Below are 18,892 nucleotides of genomic sequence, written 5' to 3'. Positions count from 1 at the left end.
TGTTCTCGCTCCTCCATCAGGGCAGTTCACGGTCAATGAGCGCGAACATCTCGTCGTCCGAAGCGGATTCGAGGGTGCTGAAGTCCGTCGTGTCGGACGCGTCGGTCGATCCGCCGTTCAGCTTCGCCAGCAGTCCGCTCAGCCGCTTGGCGATCCTGAGCCGTCCCTCTTCGTCCGTGACGAGGGCGTCCAGGGTGTGGTCCAGCCTGGCCAGCTCGCCCAGAACGGGGTCCACGCCGTCCCGGCCCGCGGTGGTGGCGTCGTCGGGTGCGAGCCGTTCCAGCAGGTATTCGGCGAGCACCGCGGCCTCGGGGTAGTCGAAGACCATCGCGGCGGGCAGCCGCAGTCCGGTGGCGGCGGCGAGCCGGTTGCGCAGTTCCACGGCGGTCAGCGAGTCGAAGCCCAGCTCCTTGAAGCTGGCCTCGGCCTGCACCGCGTCCACATCGGTGTGGCCCAGCACGGTGGCCGCGTGGCCGCGGACCAGGCCCAGCACCAGCCGGTGGCGCTCGGCCGCCGACAGCCCGGCCAGCCTGGCGGCCCAGTCGACGGGCTGTTCCGCACCGGCGGCCGCCGCCGTACGCCGTCCGGCGCCGCCACCGCCACTGGTGGTGGCGAGTGCCCGCAGGGTGGCGGGCAGGCGCTCGGCGGGCAGGGCGGCCAGGGTGCGGGGGTTCACGTCGGCCGCCACCAGCAGGTGGCCGCCGTGCTGGACGGCGGCGTCGAGCAGGGCCAGGCCCTGCCGGGTGCCGAGGGCGCCCACGCCCGTACGGGCCATCCGGGCGAGGTCGGCCTCGGCCAGGTGGCCGGTCATCCCGCTGGCGTCGGCCCACAGCCCCCAGGCCACCGACACGCCCGGCAGTCCTTCGGCCCGGCGGCGGGCCGCCAAGGCGTCGCAAAAGGCGTTCGCGGCGGCGTAGTTGGCCTGCCCGGGGCTGCCCAGCACCCCGGCCGCGGAGGAGAACATCACGAACATGCCGAGCCGCAGGTCCGCGGTCGCCGCGTGCAGATGGGCCGCCGCCGTGGCCTTGGCCGCCCACACCCGGGCCACCCGCTCCGGGGTCTGCGAGGTGAGCACCGCGTCGTCCAGGACACCCGTGGCGTGGATGACGCCGGTCAGCGGATGTTCCGCATCGATTCCCGCCACCAGCTCCGCCACCGCGGCCGCGTCCGTGACGTCCGCGGCGACCACGCGCACCTGTGCGCCCAGGTCGCCGAGGCGGGCGGTCAGTTCCGCGGCGCCCGGTGCGTCCGGGCCCCGCCTGCCGGCCAGCACCAGGTGGCGGATCTGCCAGGTGCGTACGAGGTGTTCGGCGACGATCCCGCCCAGCGTGCCGGTGCCGCCCGTGATGAGCACCGTGCCGTCCGGGTTCACGGCGGCGGGTACGTCCAGGACCAGCTTGCCGGTGTGGCGGGCCTGGCTGAGCTGCCGCAGCGCTTCCCGCGCCCGGCTCAGCGGCCATGTCCGTACGGGTGCGGGCCGCATCACCCCGGCGGTGAACAGCTCGCGGAGCGTGCGCAGCATCTCGCCGATGCGGTCCGGTCCGGCGTCGGGCACCAGGTCGAACGCCCGGTAGCGCACACCGGGGTGGGTGGCGGCGATGTGCTCCGGGTCGCGGATGTCGGTCTTGCCCATCTCCGACAGCCGCCCGCCGTCGGCGAGCAGCCGCAGCGAGGCGTCGACGAAGGGTCCCGCGAGGCTGTTCAGCACCACATCCACGCCCCGGCCGCCGGTGGCGTCCCGTAGCTCGGTCTCGAAATCGAGGGTGCGTGACGAGGCCCGGCGTGCCGGGTCGATACCCATCTCCTCCAGCACCGCATGCTTGCCGGGGCTGGCCGTGGCGTACACCTCGGCGCCCAGGTGGCGGGCGATCTGGACGGCGGCCATGCCGACGCCGCCGGTCGCAGCGTGAATGAGCACCGACTCCCCGGGCCGCAGTCCGGCCAGGTCCACCAGCCCGTACCAGGCGGTGAGGAACACCACCGGTACGGCGGCGGCCTGCTGGAAGGTCCAGCCGTCCGGGATCGGCACCACCATCCGCGCGTCCGCCACCGCCAGCGGGCCGAACGCGCCCTCGAACAGGCCCATCACACGGTCGCCCACAGCGAGTCCGGCCACGCCGGCACCGATGTCCACGACCACGCCCGCGCCTTCGCTGCCCCGGAACACCCCGCCGCCCGGGTACATCCCGACGGCGATCAGGGCATCGCGGAAGTTGACTCCTGCCGCGTGGACCGCGATACGGACCTCACCGGGGCCCAGTGGTTCCAGCACCTCGGGGCAGGGCACCGGGGTCACGTTCTCGATGGTCGCGGCGCCCTCCACCGCGAGTCGCCAGGCCGGTTGCGCCACCGGCGCCACCAGGCCACCGCTTCCGGCGGCCCCTGCGCGCATCAGCCGCGGCGCCCACACCCGGCCCGCGCGCACCGCCACCTGCGGTTCTTCCATCGCCATCGCGCACAGCACACCGTCCAGGACACCGTTCAGCACACCGGTGCCCGTTGCGTCCGCCGGGCCACGGGGGTCGAGGTCGAGCAGGATGAACCGGTCGGGGTTCTCCGCCTGCGCGCTGCCCAGCAGCCCCCACACCGCCGCACCGGCCGCGTCCACGGCATCGGTTCCGGGGCCGTCCGCGTCGGGTGCGCCCGCCGAGACGGCGCCCTGGGTCACCACCACCAACCGGGCGTCGGCCAGCCGGGGTTCGGCCAGCCACGCCTGTAGCAGGCCCATCGTGCGCTGGACGGCGGCCATGCCCTCGGCCGAAGTGGCCGCGGTTGCGGGCGGGACACCGGTCAGCACCACCGAGGGGACGGGTTCGCCGCTGTCGGCGCCCGCGAGCAGCGACGCCAGATCCGGGTGGCGCACGGCGCCCGCGGTGTCCCATTCCGCCGGGCCCAGCACCACCCAGTCGCCGCCGTCGGCCACCCGCTCCGGTGCCCCCGGCAGCGGGATCCAGTCCAGCGTGAACAGCCCGTCCGCGCCGCGTCGGCCCGGGGTGCGCAGCTGGTCCGCACGGGCGGGGCGCAGCACCAGCGAGTCGACCGTGAGGACGGGGTCGCCCACGGCGTCGGCCACGGTCACCCGCAGCGCCCGCTCTCCATCCGCGTCCCGTCCCCCGTCCGCGTCCCCTTCGCCCTCCGCGTTCCGTTCGTCCGGCGACAACCGCACGCGTACCGTGGTCGCCCCGGCGGCCCACAGGGACACTCCGTTCCAGGTGAACGGCAGCCACATCCGGCCCTCGTCGTCCTGCCCGGGCGGCTGCCCGGTGAGCAGGGCGGCCGGGTGGAGTACGGCGTCCAGCAGCGCGGGATGGATGCCGAATCCGCCGCACTCACCGGCGGTTTCGGGCAGCGTCACCTCGGCCAGCACGTCGGGGCCGTCCCGCCAGAGTTTGCGTACGCCCTGGAAGGCGGGCCCGTAGGCATATCCGTCGGCGGCGGCCCGCGCGTAGAAGTCGTCCGCGTCCACCGGCTCCGCGCCCGGCGGCGGCCATGTTCCGGACGGCTCCGGGGCCGGGCGGTCGTGGGGCGGCGGGGCGAGGACACCGTCGGCGTGGCACAGCCACGTTCCATCGGTGTCGGTGTCCGGGCGGGAGTAGACGCGCACGTCGCGGCGGCCGTCCTCGTCGGCCGCGCCCACCGCCACCTGAACACGCAGCCCGCCGGATTCGGGAAGGATCAGCGGGGTTTGCATCGTCAGTTCGTCCACGACGGCGCACCCGGCCTCGTCGGCGGCCCGCAGCGCCCATTCGACCAGTGCGGCGCCCGGCACCAGGGGCGCCCCGGCCACCACGTGCTCGGCCAGCCAGCCGTGGCCGCCACCGGTTCCGATGCGGCCGGTGAGCAGATGGGTGCCGCCGTCGGCGAGTTCGACGGCGGCGCCCAGCAGGGGGTGGTCCGCCGAGGTCAGTCCGAGGTCGGCGGGGTCGCCGCCGCGTCCGTCCGCTCCGTCCAGCCAGTAGCGGTCGCGCTGGAAGGCGTACGTCGGCAACGGGACGGTACGGGGCGTGGGGTCGGCCGGGAACAGGGTGGTCCAGTCCGTCTCGACCCCGGCGGTGAACGCCTGCGCCACCGAACGCACCAGCTGGGCCAGATCGCCGTGATCGCGCCGCAGGGTGGGCACCGCGATGGCCTCGCCACCCGCTTCCTCGAAGGTTTCCTGCATGCCGACGGTCAGGACGGGATGGGTGCTGACCTCGATGAACACGCGGTGACCGTCGGCCAGGGCGGCCCGTACGGCGTCGGCGAACCGCACCTGTTCGCGCAGGTTGCGCACCCAGTACGCGGTGTCGAGTCCGGCGGGGTCGGTGGGGCCCGCGGTCACGGTGGAGTAGAAGACCACGCCCGTCCCGGGCTGCTGGACGGGGCGAACGCCGTCCAGCAGCCGGGTGAGTTCGTCGGTGATCTCGTCGACCTGGGGGCTGTGGGAGGCGTAGTCCACCTCGATCATCCGGGCCCGCCCACCGCTCTCACGGCAGGCGGCCACGGCCGCGGCCACCTGCTCGGGCGGTCCGGACACCACCGTCGACACGGGTCCGTTGACGGCTGCCACCACCACCTCGGCCGCGCGCTCGCCCAGGTCGGCGAGCAGCTGATCGGCCCGTTCCCGGCCCACGCCGAGGGAGGCCATCGCCCCGCCGCCCGCGAGGCGCTTCAGGGCCCGGCTGCGCAAGGCCACGATGCGGGCACCGTCGTCCAGCGAGAGCGCCCCGGCCACGCAGGCGGCGGCGATCTCGCCCTGGCTGTGGCCCACGACGGCGGCGGGTTTCACTCCGTGACCGGCCCACACGGCGGCCAGGGACACCATGACCGCCCACAGCACCGGCTGCACCACATCGACGCGGCTCAGATCGGCGACACCTTCGGTGCCGCGCAGCACATCGGTGAGCGACCAGTCGACGTAGGGCGCCAGGACCCGTTCGCAGGCGGCCACCCGCTCCGCGAACACCGGGGAGGCGTCGAGCAGCTCGGCCCCCATCCCCTGCCACTGCGATCCCTGTCCCGGGAACACCAGCACCGGACCGGCCGCGCGCGGTTCCGGGGCGGTGCCGGACTGCACGACGCCCGGGTGTGTTTCGTCGGCCGCGAGCGCCTCCACCGCGGCCAGCAGCTCCGCGCGGCTCTCGCCGACGACCACGGCCCGGTGGTCGAAGAGGGTACGGGTCCTGATCAGCGACCAGCCCACCTCGGCGGGCGTGGCCCCGGGAGCGGTGGCGAGGTGGGCGGCCAGCGCCCGGGCCTGCTCGCGCAGCGCCGTCGCGCCCCGTGCGGACAGCACCCAGGGCACCACGCCCCGGTGGGCGGCGGGCTCCGCCGTGTCGGGCGGTTCCGGCGTGTCGAGCGGTACCGGCATGTCGGGCGGTTCCGGCGCCTGTTCGAGGATCACATGGGCGTTGGTGCCGCTGATGCCGAAGGAGGACACGGCCGCCCGGCGGGGCCGCTCGTCGTGCGGCCATTCCACCGCCTCCGTCAGCAGCCGTACGCCGTCCTCCCACTCCACGTGCGGGCTCGGCGCGTCGAGGTGCAGGGAGGCGGGGAGCAGTCCGTGCCGCATCGCCATCACCATCTTGATGACGCCCGCGGCTCCGGCGGCGGCCTGGGTGTGGCCGATGTTCGACTTGATGGAACCGAGCCACAGCGGCCGCCCGTCGGCCCGCTCCCGTCCGTAGGTGGCGAGCAGCGCCTGCGCCTCGATCGGGTCGCCGAGCGTGGTTCCGGTGCCGTGGGCCTCCACCGCGTCGATGTCGGCCGGGGTGAGGCGGGCGGTGGCGAGCGCCTGCCGGATCACCCGCTGCTGCGAGGGGCCGTTGGGGGCGGTCAGGCCGTTGGAGGCACCGTCCTGGTTGACGGCCGAGCCCCGGAGCAGGGCGAGCACTTGGTGGCCGTTGCGCCGGGCGTCCGACAGGCGTTCCAGGACGAGCAGTCCGATGCCCTCGCCCCAGCCCGTGCCGTCGGCCGCCGCCGCGAACGGCTTGCAGCGGCCGTCAGTGGCCAGTCCGCGCTGCCGCGAGAACTCGACGAAGGTGTTCGGCGTGGCCATCACGGTCACGCCGCCCGCCAGGGCCAGGGTGCATTCGCCCTGGCGCAGCGCCTGGGCTGCCAGGTGCATGGCCACCAGCGACGACGAACACGCCGTGTCCACCGTCACCGCGGGTCCCTCCAGGCCGAAGGTGAACGCGACCCGCCCGGAGGCGATGCTCGGCGTGCTGCCGGTCATCAGGCGGCCCTCGACGCCCTCCGGGGTACGGCCCAGGAAGCGGCTGCCGTAGTCGTCGTACATGACGCCGGTGATCACGGCGGTCTGGCTACCGCGCAGGGTCACCGGGTCGATGCCCGCGTTCTCGAACGCCTGCCAGGTGGTCTCCAGCAGCAGCCGCTGCTGCGGGTCGGTGGCCAGCGCCTCGCGCGGACTGATGCCGAAGAACGAGGCATCGAAGCGCGCCGCGTCGTACAGGAATCCGCCCTCGCGGGCGTAGCTGGTGCCGGGGTGGTCCGGGTCGGGGTCGAAGAGCCCCGCCAGGTCCCAGCCACGGTCCCCCGGGAACTCGCCGATCGCGTCCACGCCCTCGGACACCAGCCGCCACAGCTCCTCGGGCGAGCCGACACCGCCCGGATAACGGCAGGCCATGCCGACGATGGCGATGGGATCGCCGTCGGTGGCCACCGTGGCGGCCACGGGCACGGGCGGTGTGGCGTCGCGGGTCCCGATCAGCTTCTCGCGCAGGAAGCCGACCAGCGCGTCGGGGGTCGGATAGTCGAAGATGACGGTGGCCGGGACCCGGGTCCCGGTGGCCGCGTTGAGCCGGTTGCGCAGATCGAGGGCGGTCAGCGAGTCGAAGCCGAGTTCCTGGAAGGCCCGGCCCAGCTCGATGGCCTCCGGTGCCGGATGGGCGAGCACGGTGGCCACCTGGGCGCGGACCAGCTCGCCAAGGGCCCGGTCCTGTTCGGTGGCGGGCAGACCGGCCAGCCGCTCGGCCCAGGACACCGCCCCGGTGTCCTGGGCGGGCCGCCGGGCGGGGCTGGGCACCAGGGCCCGCAGTACGGGCGGCAGTGGCCCCGTGGCGGCCCGGGCGCGCAGCGCCGTCGGATCGAAGCGGGCCGGTACGAGGACGGGGTAGGGGGTGGTCAGCGCGGTGTCGAGCAGCACCGGCAGGTGGTCGTCCGCGATGGGGGCGACACCGGAGCGCGCCATCCTGGCCAGGTCGGCGTCGTCGAGGTCGTGCGTCATGCCACCGGCCGAGGCCAGCAGCCCCCAGGCCAGCGTGTGGGTCGCCAGGCCCTCGGCTCGGCGGTGTTCGGCGAGGGCGTTGAGGAACATGTTGGCGGCCGCGTAGTTGGCCTGGCCGCCGTTGCCCATGACGGAGGCGGCGGAGGAGAACATCACGAACGCCGCCGGAGCCATCTCACGGGTCAGCCGGTGCAGATGCCATGCCGCGTCGAGCTTCGGGCCGAGTACGGCGTCGAACCGCTCGGGGGTCAGCGAGGTGACCACGCCGTCGTCCAGCACCCCGGCGGCGTGGACGACGGCCGTCAGCGGATGGGCGGCGGGGATCGTGGCCAGCAGGGCGGCCACCGCGTCCGGATCGGCGACGTCACAGGCGGCGACCCGCACCTCCGCGCCCAGGTCGGCCAGTTCGGCGGTGAACGCGTCGATGTCGTGTGCGGCCGGGCCGCGCCGGGAGGCCAGCAGCAGATGCCGGCTGCCGTGTGCGGTGGCCAGATGCCGGGCGACCAGTCGGCCGAGCGCTCCGGTGCCGCCGGTGATCAGGACGGTTCCGTCCGGGTCGAGGGCGGGAAGCGGCGCCTCGTCGTCGGGGCGGACCCGCACCAGGCGGGGGACGCGTACGGCACCGGCCCGTACCGCCAGCTCGGTTTCACCGGCCGCCACGGCGGCCGGGAGGGCGGTGCGCAGGGCATGGCGGGAGGCCGTGTCGTCGTCCAGGTCCAGCAGCAGGATGCGCTCGGGGTGTTCGGCCTGCGCGGCGCGGACCAGGCCCCACAGGGGTGCGGTGGTCAGGTCCGCGGGCGGGTCCTCGGGGGTCGCGGCGATCGCGCCACGGGTGGCGATCACCAGCCGGGCCGTACCGAACCGTTCGTCGGTCAGCCACGTGCGCAGGGCGTTCAGCATGTGATGGGCGACCGCGCGCACCTGCGCGGGGGTCTCGTCGGGGTCGGACGTCGCGCTGTCGCGGCCGGGGTACGGCACGATGACGAGGCTCGGTACCGGGAGTCCTGCGCCGATGGCGGCCTGGAGCGCGGCCAGGTCCGGGTGGGCGGAGATGGGTTCGGGGCCGTCGTCGCCCAGGGCCAGGGGGTCGGGGCCGACGATGGCCCAGCTCTCGGCCGTGGCCGGTTGGCCGGCGGGCAGTGGCTGGGGTTGGGGCTGGGGCTGCCAGTCGAGCCGGTACAGGGAGTCGTTGGTGTGAGTGGAGCGCCAGCGGTCGGCGGGGATCTCACGCAGCCCGAGGGTTTCGATGGTGGCGGCCACGGCGCCGTGGTCGTCGGTCAGGGTGAGCGTGACGGCGTCCGGTCCGGTCGGGGTGATGCGGACCCGCAGCCGGGTGGCGCCGGTGGCGAAGAGCCGTACCCCGCTGAAGGAGAACGGCAGTCGGACGGTGCCCGGGGTGCCGTCGGCGCTCGCATGGTCGGCGTTGAACAGCTCCTCCACCGGGTGCAGGGCGCTGTCGAGAAGAGCGGGGTGCAGGCCGAAGCCCTCGGCGTCGCCCCGCTGCTCAGTGGCCAGCCGCACCTCGGCCAGCATGTCCTCGCCGTGCCGCCACGCGGCGTGCAGTCCGCGGAAGGTGGGCCCGTACGCGTACCCCTGCTCGGTGAGGCGCCGGTACAGGTCGGCCACGTCGACCGGCACGGCGTCGGCCGGTGGCCACGGTGCCGGGGGCTCCGCCGGGGCGGGCGCCACCGAGGCCGCGAGGAGCCCGACGGCGTGGCGGCGCCAGGTGTCCATGGTTCCCGGGGCTTCGTCGTCCTGGTCCGCGGGTCGGGAGGAGAGGGTGAGCGCCCGTCGGCCCGCGTCGTCGGGGGCGGCAACCGCCAGCTGGATGCGCACCGCGCCGGAGGCGGGCAGGAGCAGCGGGGTCTCCAGGGTGAGGTCGTCGACCACGTCGCAGCCCGCCCGCGCACCGGCGAGCAGGGCCAGCTCCAGGAGGGCCGTCCCGGGCAGCGGGACGCTGCCTGCGATGGTGTGGTCCGCCAGCCAGGGGTGGGTGTTCAGCGACAGCCGCCCGGTGAGCAGGAGTTCGCCGTCGGGTGTTTCCACGACGGCCTGGAGGAGGGGGTGGCCGGTGGCGCCGAGCCCGGCGGCGCGTACGTCGGCGGTGCCGTTCGGGACCGGCCGCCAGTAGCGCTCGCGCTGGAAGCGGTAGGTGGGCAGGTCGACCTGGCCCGCGCCGTCCGGGAGTGCGGCGGAGAAGTCGGCGGTGCCGCCGTCGATGTGCATCCGGGCCAGGGCGGACAGCAGGGTGCGGGGCTCGTCGCGGCCGTGGCGCAGGGCGGTGGCGAACACCGGCGCCGTCTCCGGTGCCGTCGCGTCGGCTGTCGTCCTGTCGGCTGTTGCGCCGTCGGCCGTCGTGCCGCCCGCTGTCGCGGCGTCTGCCGTCGTCCCGTCTGCGGCGAGGGCGTCCTCGGCCATGGTGGTGAGGACGGCGTCCGGGCCGAGTTCGAGGTAGCGCACCACGCCCTCGGCGCGCAGGGTCCGCAACCCGTCGTGGAACCGTACGGGCTCGCGGACGTGGCGTACCCAGTACTCCGGGTCGCGCAGCTGGTCGGGATCGGCCACCTCACCCGTGACGTTGGAGATCACCGGGATGCGCGGCGCGTGGTAGGTGAGGGTGCGGGCGACCTCGCGGAAATCGTCCAGCATGGGCTGGAGGAGCGGCGAGTGGAAGGCATGGCTGACGCGCAGCCGCTTGGTGCGGTGGCCGCGCTCCTTGAGGGTGCGTACGACCTCGTCGACGGCGTCCTCGGCACCGGACACCACGAGGGCGGTGGGGCCGTTGACGGCGGCCAGGGCGAGACGGTCCGCGTGCTCGCTGAGCAGGGGAAGAACCTGTTCCTCGGTGGCCTCGACGGCGGCCATGGCGCCACCGGCCGGGAGCGCCTGCATGAGGCGTCCCCGGGCGGCGACGAGGGTGCAGGCGTCCGGCAGCGACAGCACACCCGCCACATGAGCAGCGACGATTTCGCCGACGGAGTGTCCGGTCAGATATCCGGGGGTGATCCCGAAGGACTCCACCAGCCGGAAGAGGGCGGTCTCCAGGGCGAACAGGGCCGCCTGGGTCACTCCGGTGCGGTGCAGGGAGCGGGCCTCGTCGGTGTCCTCGGCGGCGAAGAGGATGTCGCGCAGCGAGCGCCCCAGCAGCGGGTCCAGATGGGTGCACGCCTCGTCGAGGGCCGTGGCGAACACCTCGAAGCCCCGGTACAACTCCGCGCCCATACCGGGCTGTTGGCTGCCCTGACCGGTGAACATGAACGCGGTGGCACCGGGTCGGGCCGCCCCGGCCCGGGTCAGCCCGGGGTGGGTCCGGCCCTCCGCCAGCGCGCGTACGGCCGTCAGCAGCTGGTCGCGGTCGTCGCCGAGGATCACGGCGCGCTGTTCGAAGGCGGTGCGGGTCCTGGCGAGCGACCAGCCCACGTCGGCCAGGGGCAGCCGCGGCTGGGCGTCGGCATGGGCGGCCAGGGCCGCGGCCTGGTCGCGCAGCGCCTGGCCGGTACGGGCGGACAGCACCCAGGGCAGCGCGCGGCCGCCGGGCTGTGTGCTCTCGGTGGCCGGGCGCGCGGGCGGGTGGTCGTCCGGCGCGGATTCGAAGGGGCCCGGTGCTGATTCGAGGAGGAGGTGGGCGTTGGTTCCGGAGATGCCGAACGAGGACACCGCTGCCCGTCGCGGGCGTTCCCCGCGTGGCCAGGCGACGGGTTCGGTGAGCAGGCGTACGGCGCCTGCGTCCCAGTTCACGTGTGGGGTGGGCCGGTTGACGTTCAGGGTGGCGGGCAGCGTCTCGTACCGCATCGCCATGACCATCTTGATGACGCCCGCCACTCCCGCGGCGCCCTGGGTGTGACCGATGTTCGACTTGACCGACCCCAGCCACAGGGGCGTTCCGTCGGGCCGGTCCTGGCCGTAGGTGGTCAGCAGCGCATGCGCCTCGATGGGGTCGCCCAGCCGGGTGCCGGTGCCGTGTGCCTCGACCACGTCCACCTCGGCCGGTGACAGCCGTGCGTTCGCCAACGCCTGGGTGATGACGCGCTGTTGGGAGGGGCCGTTGGGCGCGGTCAGGCCGTTCGAGGCACCGTCCTGGTTGATGGCCGAGCCCCTGATGACCGCCAGCACCCGGTGGCCGTGGCGACGGGCGTCGGACAGCCGTTCCAGCAGCACCAGGCCGACGCCCTCGGCGAAGGCGGTGCCGTCGGCGTCCGCGGAGAACGCCTTGCACCGGCCGTCGGGCGCGAGCCCCCGCTGCCGGGAGAACTCGGTGAACACGTTCGGAATCGCCATCACCGTCACACCACCGGCCAGGGCCAGACCGCATTCGCCCTGCCGCAGTGCCTGACAGGCCAGATGCATGGCCACCAGCGAGGACGAACACGCCGTGTCCACCGTCACCGCGGGCCCTTCGAGTCCGAGCGTGTACGCCACCCGGCCCGACAGCACACTGGGGGCGTTGCCCGTCACCAGATAGCCCTCGGCGCTCCTGTCGATGTGCGGCGTGCCGAAACCGGGGAGGGCGGTCCCGGCGTAGACGCCCGTCGAGCTGCCCTTGAGCGAGACGGGGTCGATCCCGGCGCGCTCCAGCAGCTCCCAGGCCACTTCCAGCAACAGCCGCTGCTGGGGGTCGACGGCCACGGCCTCGCGGGGGCTGATGCCGAAGAACTCGGGGTCGAACCGGTCGGCGTCGTAGAGGAACCCGCCCTCACGGGCGTGGCTGGTGCCGGGATGGTCCGGGTCCGGGTGGAACAGGCTCCCCAGGTCCCAGCCGCGATCGGTGGGGAACTCCCCCATCGCGTGCTCGCCCGAGGCGACGAGCCGCCACAGGTCCTCGGGCGTACGCACACCCCCCGGATACCGGCAGGCCATGCTCACCACGGCCACCGGCTCCTGGGAGCGGTCCTCCATGGCGCGGAGCCGCTGACGTGTCTCGTGGAGGTCGCCGGCCACTCGCCTCAGATAGTCGACCAGCTTCTCTTCGTTAGCATGCGGCACAGAGGGTCACCCGGCCTTCCGCGAAAGGGCGCGCCACGTCGGTCATGACAGGCCAAGCTCGTTGTCGATGAAATCCAGCACCTGATCGGCGGTCGCGACCTGGAGCCGTTCCACGGCGCCGCCGTCGTCGCCCGAGGGGCACATCGCTTTCCAGCGCGAGAGCAACGTCTCCAGCCGGGTCGTGACCGCCCCGGAATCCAGCTCCTCGACGGCCACGGCGGACAGGCTGTTCTCCAGCCTGACCAGCTCGTTGAAGACCGGATGGAGGACGTCCCGGCCCGGGGCCCCGGCGTCGTCCGGGGCGAGTTGGCTGCGCAGGTGTTCGGCGAGCGCGGCCGCTTCGGGATGGTCGAAGACGAGCGCCGCGGGCAGCCGCAGACCGGTGGCCGCGGCCAGCCGGTTGCGCAGTTCGACCCCGGTCAGCGAATCGAAGCCGAGATCCTTGAACGACGCGTCCGGGTGCACGGTGGTGGGGTCGGCGTGGCCCAGCACGGTGGCGGCGTGGCTGCGCACCAGGTTGAGCAGCAGCCGGTGCTGCTCGGCGGACGGCAGTCCGCGGAGCCGGGCGGCCCAGTCGGTCAGCCGACCACCGGCCGCCGCGGTCGGCCGACCTCGGCCGCTGCCGCCGGTGGCCGCGAGCGCCCGGAGCGGGGTGGGCAGGGTGGCGGCGTCCTGGGCGGCCAGGGCCCGGGCGTCCAGCTTGAGCGCCAGCAGATGGGGGTGGCCGTGGCGGTAGGCCGCGTCCAGCAGGGACAGCCCCTCTTCGGTGGTGTTGGCCGTGATCCCCAGGCGGCCGATCCTGGCCAGGTTGGCGGTGTCCAGCCGGGCGGTGAGGCCGCTGGTGGCCGCCCACAGCCCCCAGGCCACCGACAGCCCCGGCAGACCTGCGGCCTGGCGGTGGGACGCGAGGGCGTCGCAGAAGGCGTTGGCAGCGGCGTAGTTGGCCTGGCTGGGAGTGCCCAGATCGGAGGCGAAGGAGGAGAACATGACGAAGGTGCCGAGTCGCAGATGTGCCGTCGCCGTGTGCAGATTGGCCGCGGCGGTGGCCTTGGCCGCCCACACCCGCGCCAGCCGCTCCGGGGACTGCGCGGTAAGCATCGCGTCGTCCAGGGCGCCCGCGGCGTGGATGACGCCGGTCATCGGATGCGCCGGGTCGACGCCAGCGACGAGTTCGGCCACGGCGGTCGCGTCGGCCACGTCGGCTGCGGCGATCCGTACCTCGGCGTCCAACTCGCCCAGGCGGATGGCCAGTTCCTTGACCCCGGGGGCGTCGGGGCCGCTGCGGCTCACCAGCAGCAGATGCCGGACGCCCCAGGTACGGACGAGGTGTTCGGCCACCTGACCACCCAGGGTCCCCGTACCTCCCGTGATCAGCACCGTGCCCTCAGGATCCACCGGCGCCGGAACATCCAGCACCAGCTTGCCGGTGTGCTTCGCCTGGCTCAGATACCGCAGCGCCTCCCGCGCCCGGCACAACGGCCACGCCCGCACCGGAGGCGGCACCAGGCCACCCGACGCGAACAACCCATGCAGCTCGCGCAACATCCGGCCGATGCGCTCCGGCCCGGCATCGCTGATCAGGTCGTACGCCTCGTACCGCACCCCGGGATACTCGGCCGCGAGCTGCTCCGGATCACGGATGTCCGTCTTCCCCATCTCCAACAACCGGCCACCATCGGCCAGCAGCCCCAGGGAGGCGTCCACGAAGGGCCCGGCCAGGCTGTTCAGTACGACATCCACGCCACGGCCACCCGTGGCCTCCCGTACGACCTGCTCGAACTCCAGATCGCGCGACGAGGCCCGGTGCCCCTGGTCGATTCCCATGGCTTCCAGGGTCGAGTGCTTGCCAGGGGAAGCCGTGGCATAGACCTCCGCACCCACGTGGCGGGCGATCTGCACCGCCGCCGTACCCACACCGCCCGTCGCGGCATGGATCAGCACCGACTCCCCCGCCCGCAGCCCGCCCAGCTCGACCAGCCCGTACCAGGCGGTGAGGAACACCACCGGCGCCGCGGCCGCCTGCTGGAAGGTCCAGCCGGAGGGAATGGGGACGACCGTCCGCGCGTCCGCCACCGCCAGCGGGCCGAACGCGCCCTCGAACAGACCCATCACCCGGTCGCCCACGGCGAGGCCCGTCACCTCCGGCCCGGTCTCCAGGACCACACCGGCGCCCTCACTGCCCGCGAACACGGCGTCGCCCGGATACATCCCCAGCACGATCAGCGCGTCACGGAAGTTGACGCCTGCCGCATGCACCGCGACGCGTACCTGCCCGGCGCGCAGGGGCTCCAGCACCTCCGGGCACGGCACGGGCTGCACACTGTCCACGGTCGCGGCGCCGACGACCCCGAGCCGCCACGCCGGCTGTCCCGCCGGGGGCACCAGACCGCCGTCACCGGCGCTTCCCACGGCCCGCACCAACCGGGGCACCAGCACCTGCCCGGCGCGCAGCGCCACCTGCGACTCGTCCGTCTCCACGGCTCGCCGTACGGCGTTCAGCACACTGCCGTGATCGGCCACGGGTGCGTTCGGTTCGAGGTCGAGCAGCAGGAACCGGCCCGGGTTCTCCGCCTGCGCGCTGCGCACCAGACCCCACAGGGCGGCCCCGGGCACGTCTACGCTGCCGCTTTCATCGGCGGGTACGGCTCCGCGCGTCACCACCGCCAACCGGGACTCGGCCAGCCGTGGTTCGGCCAGCCAGCCCTGGAGCAGCTTCAGGGCCCGCTCCGCCGACGCCAGCCCATCGGCCGCCATGGCACCGACGTCGGTCGGCGCTTCGCCGGCGGGCTGATACGCCAGGACGACCGAAGGCGCCGGTGTGCCACCGTCGAGCGCGGCGATCAACGAGTCGAGATCCGGGGTGGTCTCGCTGCCCAGAGCCGCCCAACGCGTGGCATCAGCGCTGCCGTCGGGTGTGTGGGGCAACGGAGTCCAGTCCATGGCGAACAGGCCATCCGTGCCAGGTACTTGGGCGATCCTCAGCTGCTCTTCGTTCGCGCGGCGCAGCACCACCGCGTCGGCGCTCAGCACCGGGGCGCCCACCGCATCGGCCACCGTCACCCGCACGGTCCGCTCGCTCTCGTCGCCGCACTCCCCAGGGGACAGCCGGACCCGTACGCTGGTCGCCCCTTGGGCCCGAAGCGACACCCCGTTCCAGGTGAACGGCAGCCACACCTCATCCGTCGTGTTCTGGCCGGTCAGCAGGACGGGGTGCAGCGCCGCATCGAGCAGCGCCGGGTGGATACCGAACCCGGTGTGCTCGCCCGCGGCCTCCGGCAACACCACCTCGGCCAGCAGATCCGCCCCGTCGCGCCACACCGCGCGCAGCCCCTGGAAGGTCGGGCCGTACGCATATCCCGAGGCCGCCACCTGTGCGTAGAAGTCCTCCAGCGCCACGGGCTCCGCCTCCGCCGGAGGCCATACGCCGCCCAGCCCTTCCGCCGCGCCCTCGCCCTCCGGGGCCGGGCCCAGCACGCCCTCCGCGTGGCACACCCACCCGGCCGTGGAGTCGGCGTCCCCCTCGGGACGGGAGTACAGGTGCACCTCGCGCCGCCCGTCGGCCCCGGGCGGCCCGACCACGATCTGGAGGCGAAGTCCGCCCGATTCCGGCAACACCAGCGGGACCTGGAGCGCCAGTTCCTCCACCCCACCGGCGCCGACCTCGTCGGCGGCCCGCAGTGCCCACTCCACCAGGGCCGCACCGGGCACCAGCACCGCGCCCGCCACCACATGCTCGCCCAACCACGCGTGGGTGCGCGCCGAAAGCCGACCCGTCAGCAGCCGACCGCCGCCGTCCGCCAGCTCCACGGCGGCGCTCAGCAGCGGATGCCCGGCGGGTACGAGACCGAGGTCGGTGGGGTCGGCGCCGCGGTCGGTGAGGCCGTCCAGCCAGTACCGCTGGTGCTGGAAGGCGTACGTCGGCAGATCCACCGTTCGCGGGGTGGGGTCGGCCGGGAACAGGGTCGTCCAGTCCACGGGGACGCCCGCGTTGAACGCCTGGGCGAGAGAGCGCACCAGCTGGTCCCGACCACCGTGATCGCGGCGCAGCGTCGGCACGGTCGTCGCGTCGACGCCCGCCTGCTCAAAGGTTTCCTGCATGCCCACGGTCAGCACGGGATGGGTGCTGGCCTCGATGAACACCCGGTGCCCATCGAGCAGCAGCGCCTCGATCGCGTCGGCGAAGCGTACGCACTCCCGCAGATTGGTCACCCAGTACGCGGTGTCCAGTCCGGTGGTGTCGATGCGGCCACCGTGCACCGTGGAGTAGAAGGCGGTTTCCGTACCGGAGGTGTCGATCGGGCGGATGCCCTCCAGCAGATGCACCAGCTCTTCGTGGATTTCGTCGACCTGGGGGCCGTGCGAGGCGTAGTCCACGTCGATCAGACGTGCCCGGTCGCCGTCCTCCTGGCATGCGGCCACCACCGCGGCCACCTGCTCCGGCGGACCCGACACCACGGTGGACGACGGCCCGTTGACCGCCGCCACACCCACCGCCGCGGCCTGGTCGCCAAGCCGAGCCAGCAGCCGATCGGCCTCCTCCTGCCCCACACCCAGCGACGCCATCGCACCGCCACCAGCCAGCTTGCGCAACGCCCGGCTCCGCAGCGCCACCACCTTCGCGCCGTCCTCCAACGACAACGCACCCGCCACCACAGCCGCCGCAATCTCCCCCTGACTGTGGCCCACCACCGCCGCGGGGCGCACCCCATGCTCCGCCCACACCGCCGCCAAAGACACCATCACCGCCCACAACACCGGCTGCACCACATCCACCCGGCCCAGATCGCCCGCGTCTCCGGTGCCGCGCAGAACATCCGTCAGCGACCAGTCCACATACGGCGCCAACGCCCGCTCACACTCCGCCACCCGCGCCGCAAACACCGGCGACGCATCCAACAACCCCGCCCCCATGCCCACCCACTGCGAACCCTGCCCCGGAAACACCAACACCGGACCCGCACCACCGCTCAGCGGCGCAGCACCACCGGAACACACCACACCCGGATGCGACTCCCCAGCCGCCAACGCCTCGACCGCCGCCACCAACTCCGCACGGTCCTCACCCACCACCACCGCACGATGCTCGAACACCGACCGCGTCGTCACCAACGACCAGCCCACGTCGGCAATCCCCACCTCCGCATCGGCCACACGTGCCGCCAACGCCGCCGCCTGGCCTCGTAGCGCCTCCGCACTCCGCGCCGACACCACCCACGGCACCACACCCTCAAAGGACCGCGACTCGGCCTGCTCGGGCAGCTCCGGGGCCTGTTCGAGGATCACATGCGCGTTGGTGCCGGAGACCCCGAAGGAAGACACGGCTGCCCGGCGGGGCCGGTCCAGTTCGGGCCAGGCGGTCGGTTCGGTGAGCAGCCGTACTCCGCTGCCTTCCCACTCCACATGCGGGGTCGGCTCGTCCAGGTGCAGATTGGCGGGCAGGACCGCATGGCCCAGGGCCGTCACCATCTTGATGACACCCGCCACGCCGGCGGCCGCGTGCGTGTGCCCGATCTGGGACTTCAACGACCCGAGCAGCAGCGGCCGGTCGGCGGGGCGGTCCTGGCCGTACGTGGCGATCAGCGCTTCGGCCTCGATCGGGTCGCCCAGCTTCGTACCGGTGCCGTGGGCCTCCACCGCGTCCACATCGCCCGGCGACAGCTGGGCGCTTGCCAGCGCCTGGCCGATGACCCGTTCCTGGGCGACGTCGTTAGGCGCGGTCAGACCGTTCGAGGCGCCGTCCTGGTTGATGGCCGACCCCCGGAGCACCGCCAGTACCCGATGGCCGTTGCGCCGCGCGTCCGACAGCCGCTCCAGCACCACCAGGCCGACGCCCTCGGAGAAGCCGGTGCCGTCCGCGGTGGCCGCGAAGGACTTGCAGCGGCCGTCAGGCGACAGCGCCCGCTGCCGGGAGAACTCGGTGAACATGACGGGTGTGGCGAGGGAGGTGACGCCGCCGCCCAGCGCCAGCGTGCATTCGCCCTGGCGCAGCGCCTGGCAGGCGAGGTGGATGGCCACGAGGGAGGCGGAGCACGCGGTGTCCACGGTCACCGCCGGTCCCTCCAGACCGAACGTGTAGGCCACCCGGCCCGAGATCACGCTGGTGAGCATGCCCGTGACGGCGTACCCCTCGTAGCCCTCGGGAATCCGCGGGGCCCGGGCCAGATAGTCCTGGCTGGACACTCCCGCGTAGACGCCGGTGCGGGTGCCTTTCAGGGTGGCCGGGTCGATTCCGGCCCGCTCCAGGGCCTCCCAGGCGATTTCCAGCACCAGCCGCTGCTGCGGGTCCATCGCCATCGCCTCCCTCGGGCTGATCCCGAAGAACGCGGCGTCGAATTTGTCGGCCTCGACGAATCCGCCTTGGCGGACGCAACTGGTGCCGTAATGCTCGGGATCGGGGTGGTAGAGGCTTTCCAGATCCCATCCGCGGTCCGTGGGGAAATCCCCGATCGCGTCCACACCCGCGCCGAGCAGGTCCCACAATTCCTCCGGGGAATTGACCCCGCCCGGGAAGCGGCAGGCCATGCCCACCACGGCCACCGGTTCCTGAACGCGCTCCTCCGCCGCACGCAAACGCTGCCGCGTATCGTGCAGATCAGCGGAGACCCGCTTGAGATACTCGACCAGCTTCTCTTCGTTCGCCACTGGGGGTCACCTGGCCTTCAGCGATCGTCGCGCCCGGTACAT

The 18,892-nt window shown here is 73.6% G+C and carries 2 protein-coding genes; both read right to left on the bottom strand.

Annotation, left to right across the window (positions count from 1 at the left end; translation table 11 throughout):
- Positions 1-16: 16 nt before the first annotated feature.
- Positions 17-12,208, bottom strand: coding sequence for a type I polyketide synthase (locus tag HYQ63_RS40840; protein WP_179939079.1), 12,192 nt, complete (start codon positions 12,206-12,208; stop codon positions 17-19).
- A 42-nt stretch (positions 12,209-12,250) separates the two neighbouring features.
- Positions 12,251-18,850, bottom strand: a complete 6,600-nt coding sequence (locus HYQ63_RS40835) for a type I polyketide synthase (protein ID WP_179939074.1) — start codon at positions 18,848-18,850, stop codon at positions 12,251-12,253.
- Positions 18,851-18,892 lie beyond the last annotated feature (42 nt).

Source organism: Streptomyces sp. Rer75 (genome assembly GCF_013414305.1).
GTDB classification, from domain to species: Bacteria; Actinomycetota; Actinomycetes; order Streptomycetales; family Streptomycetaceae; genus Streptomyces; species Streptomyces himastatinicus.
This window is presented reverse-complemented; position numbering and strand designations above follow the sequence as displayed.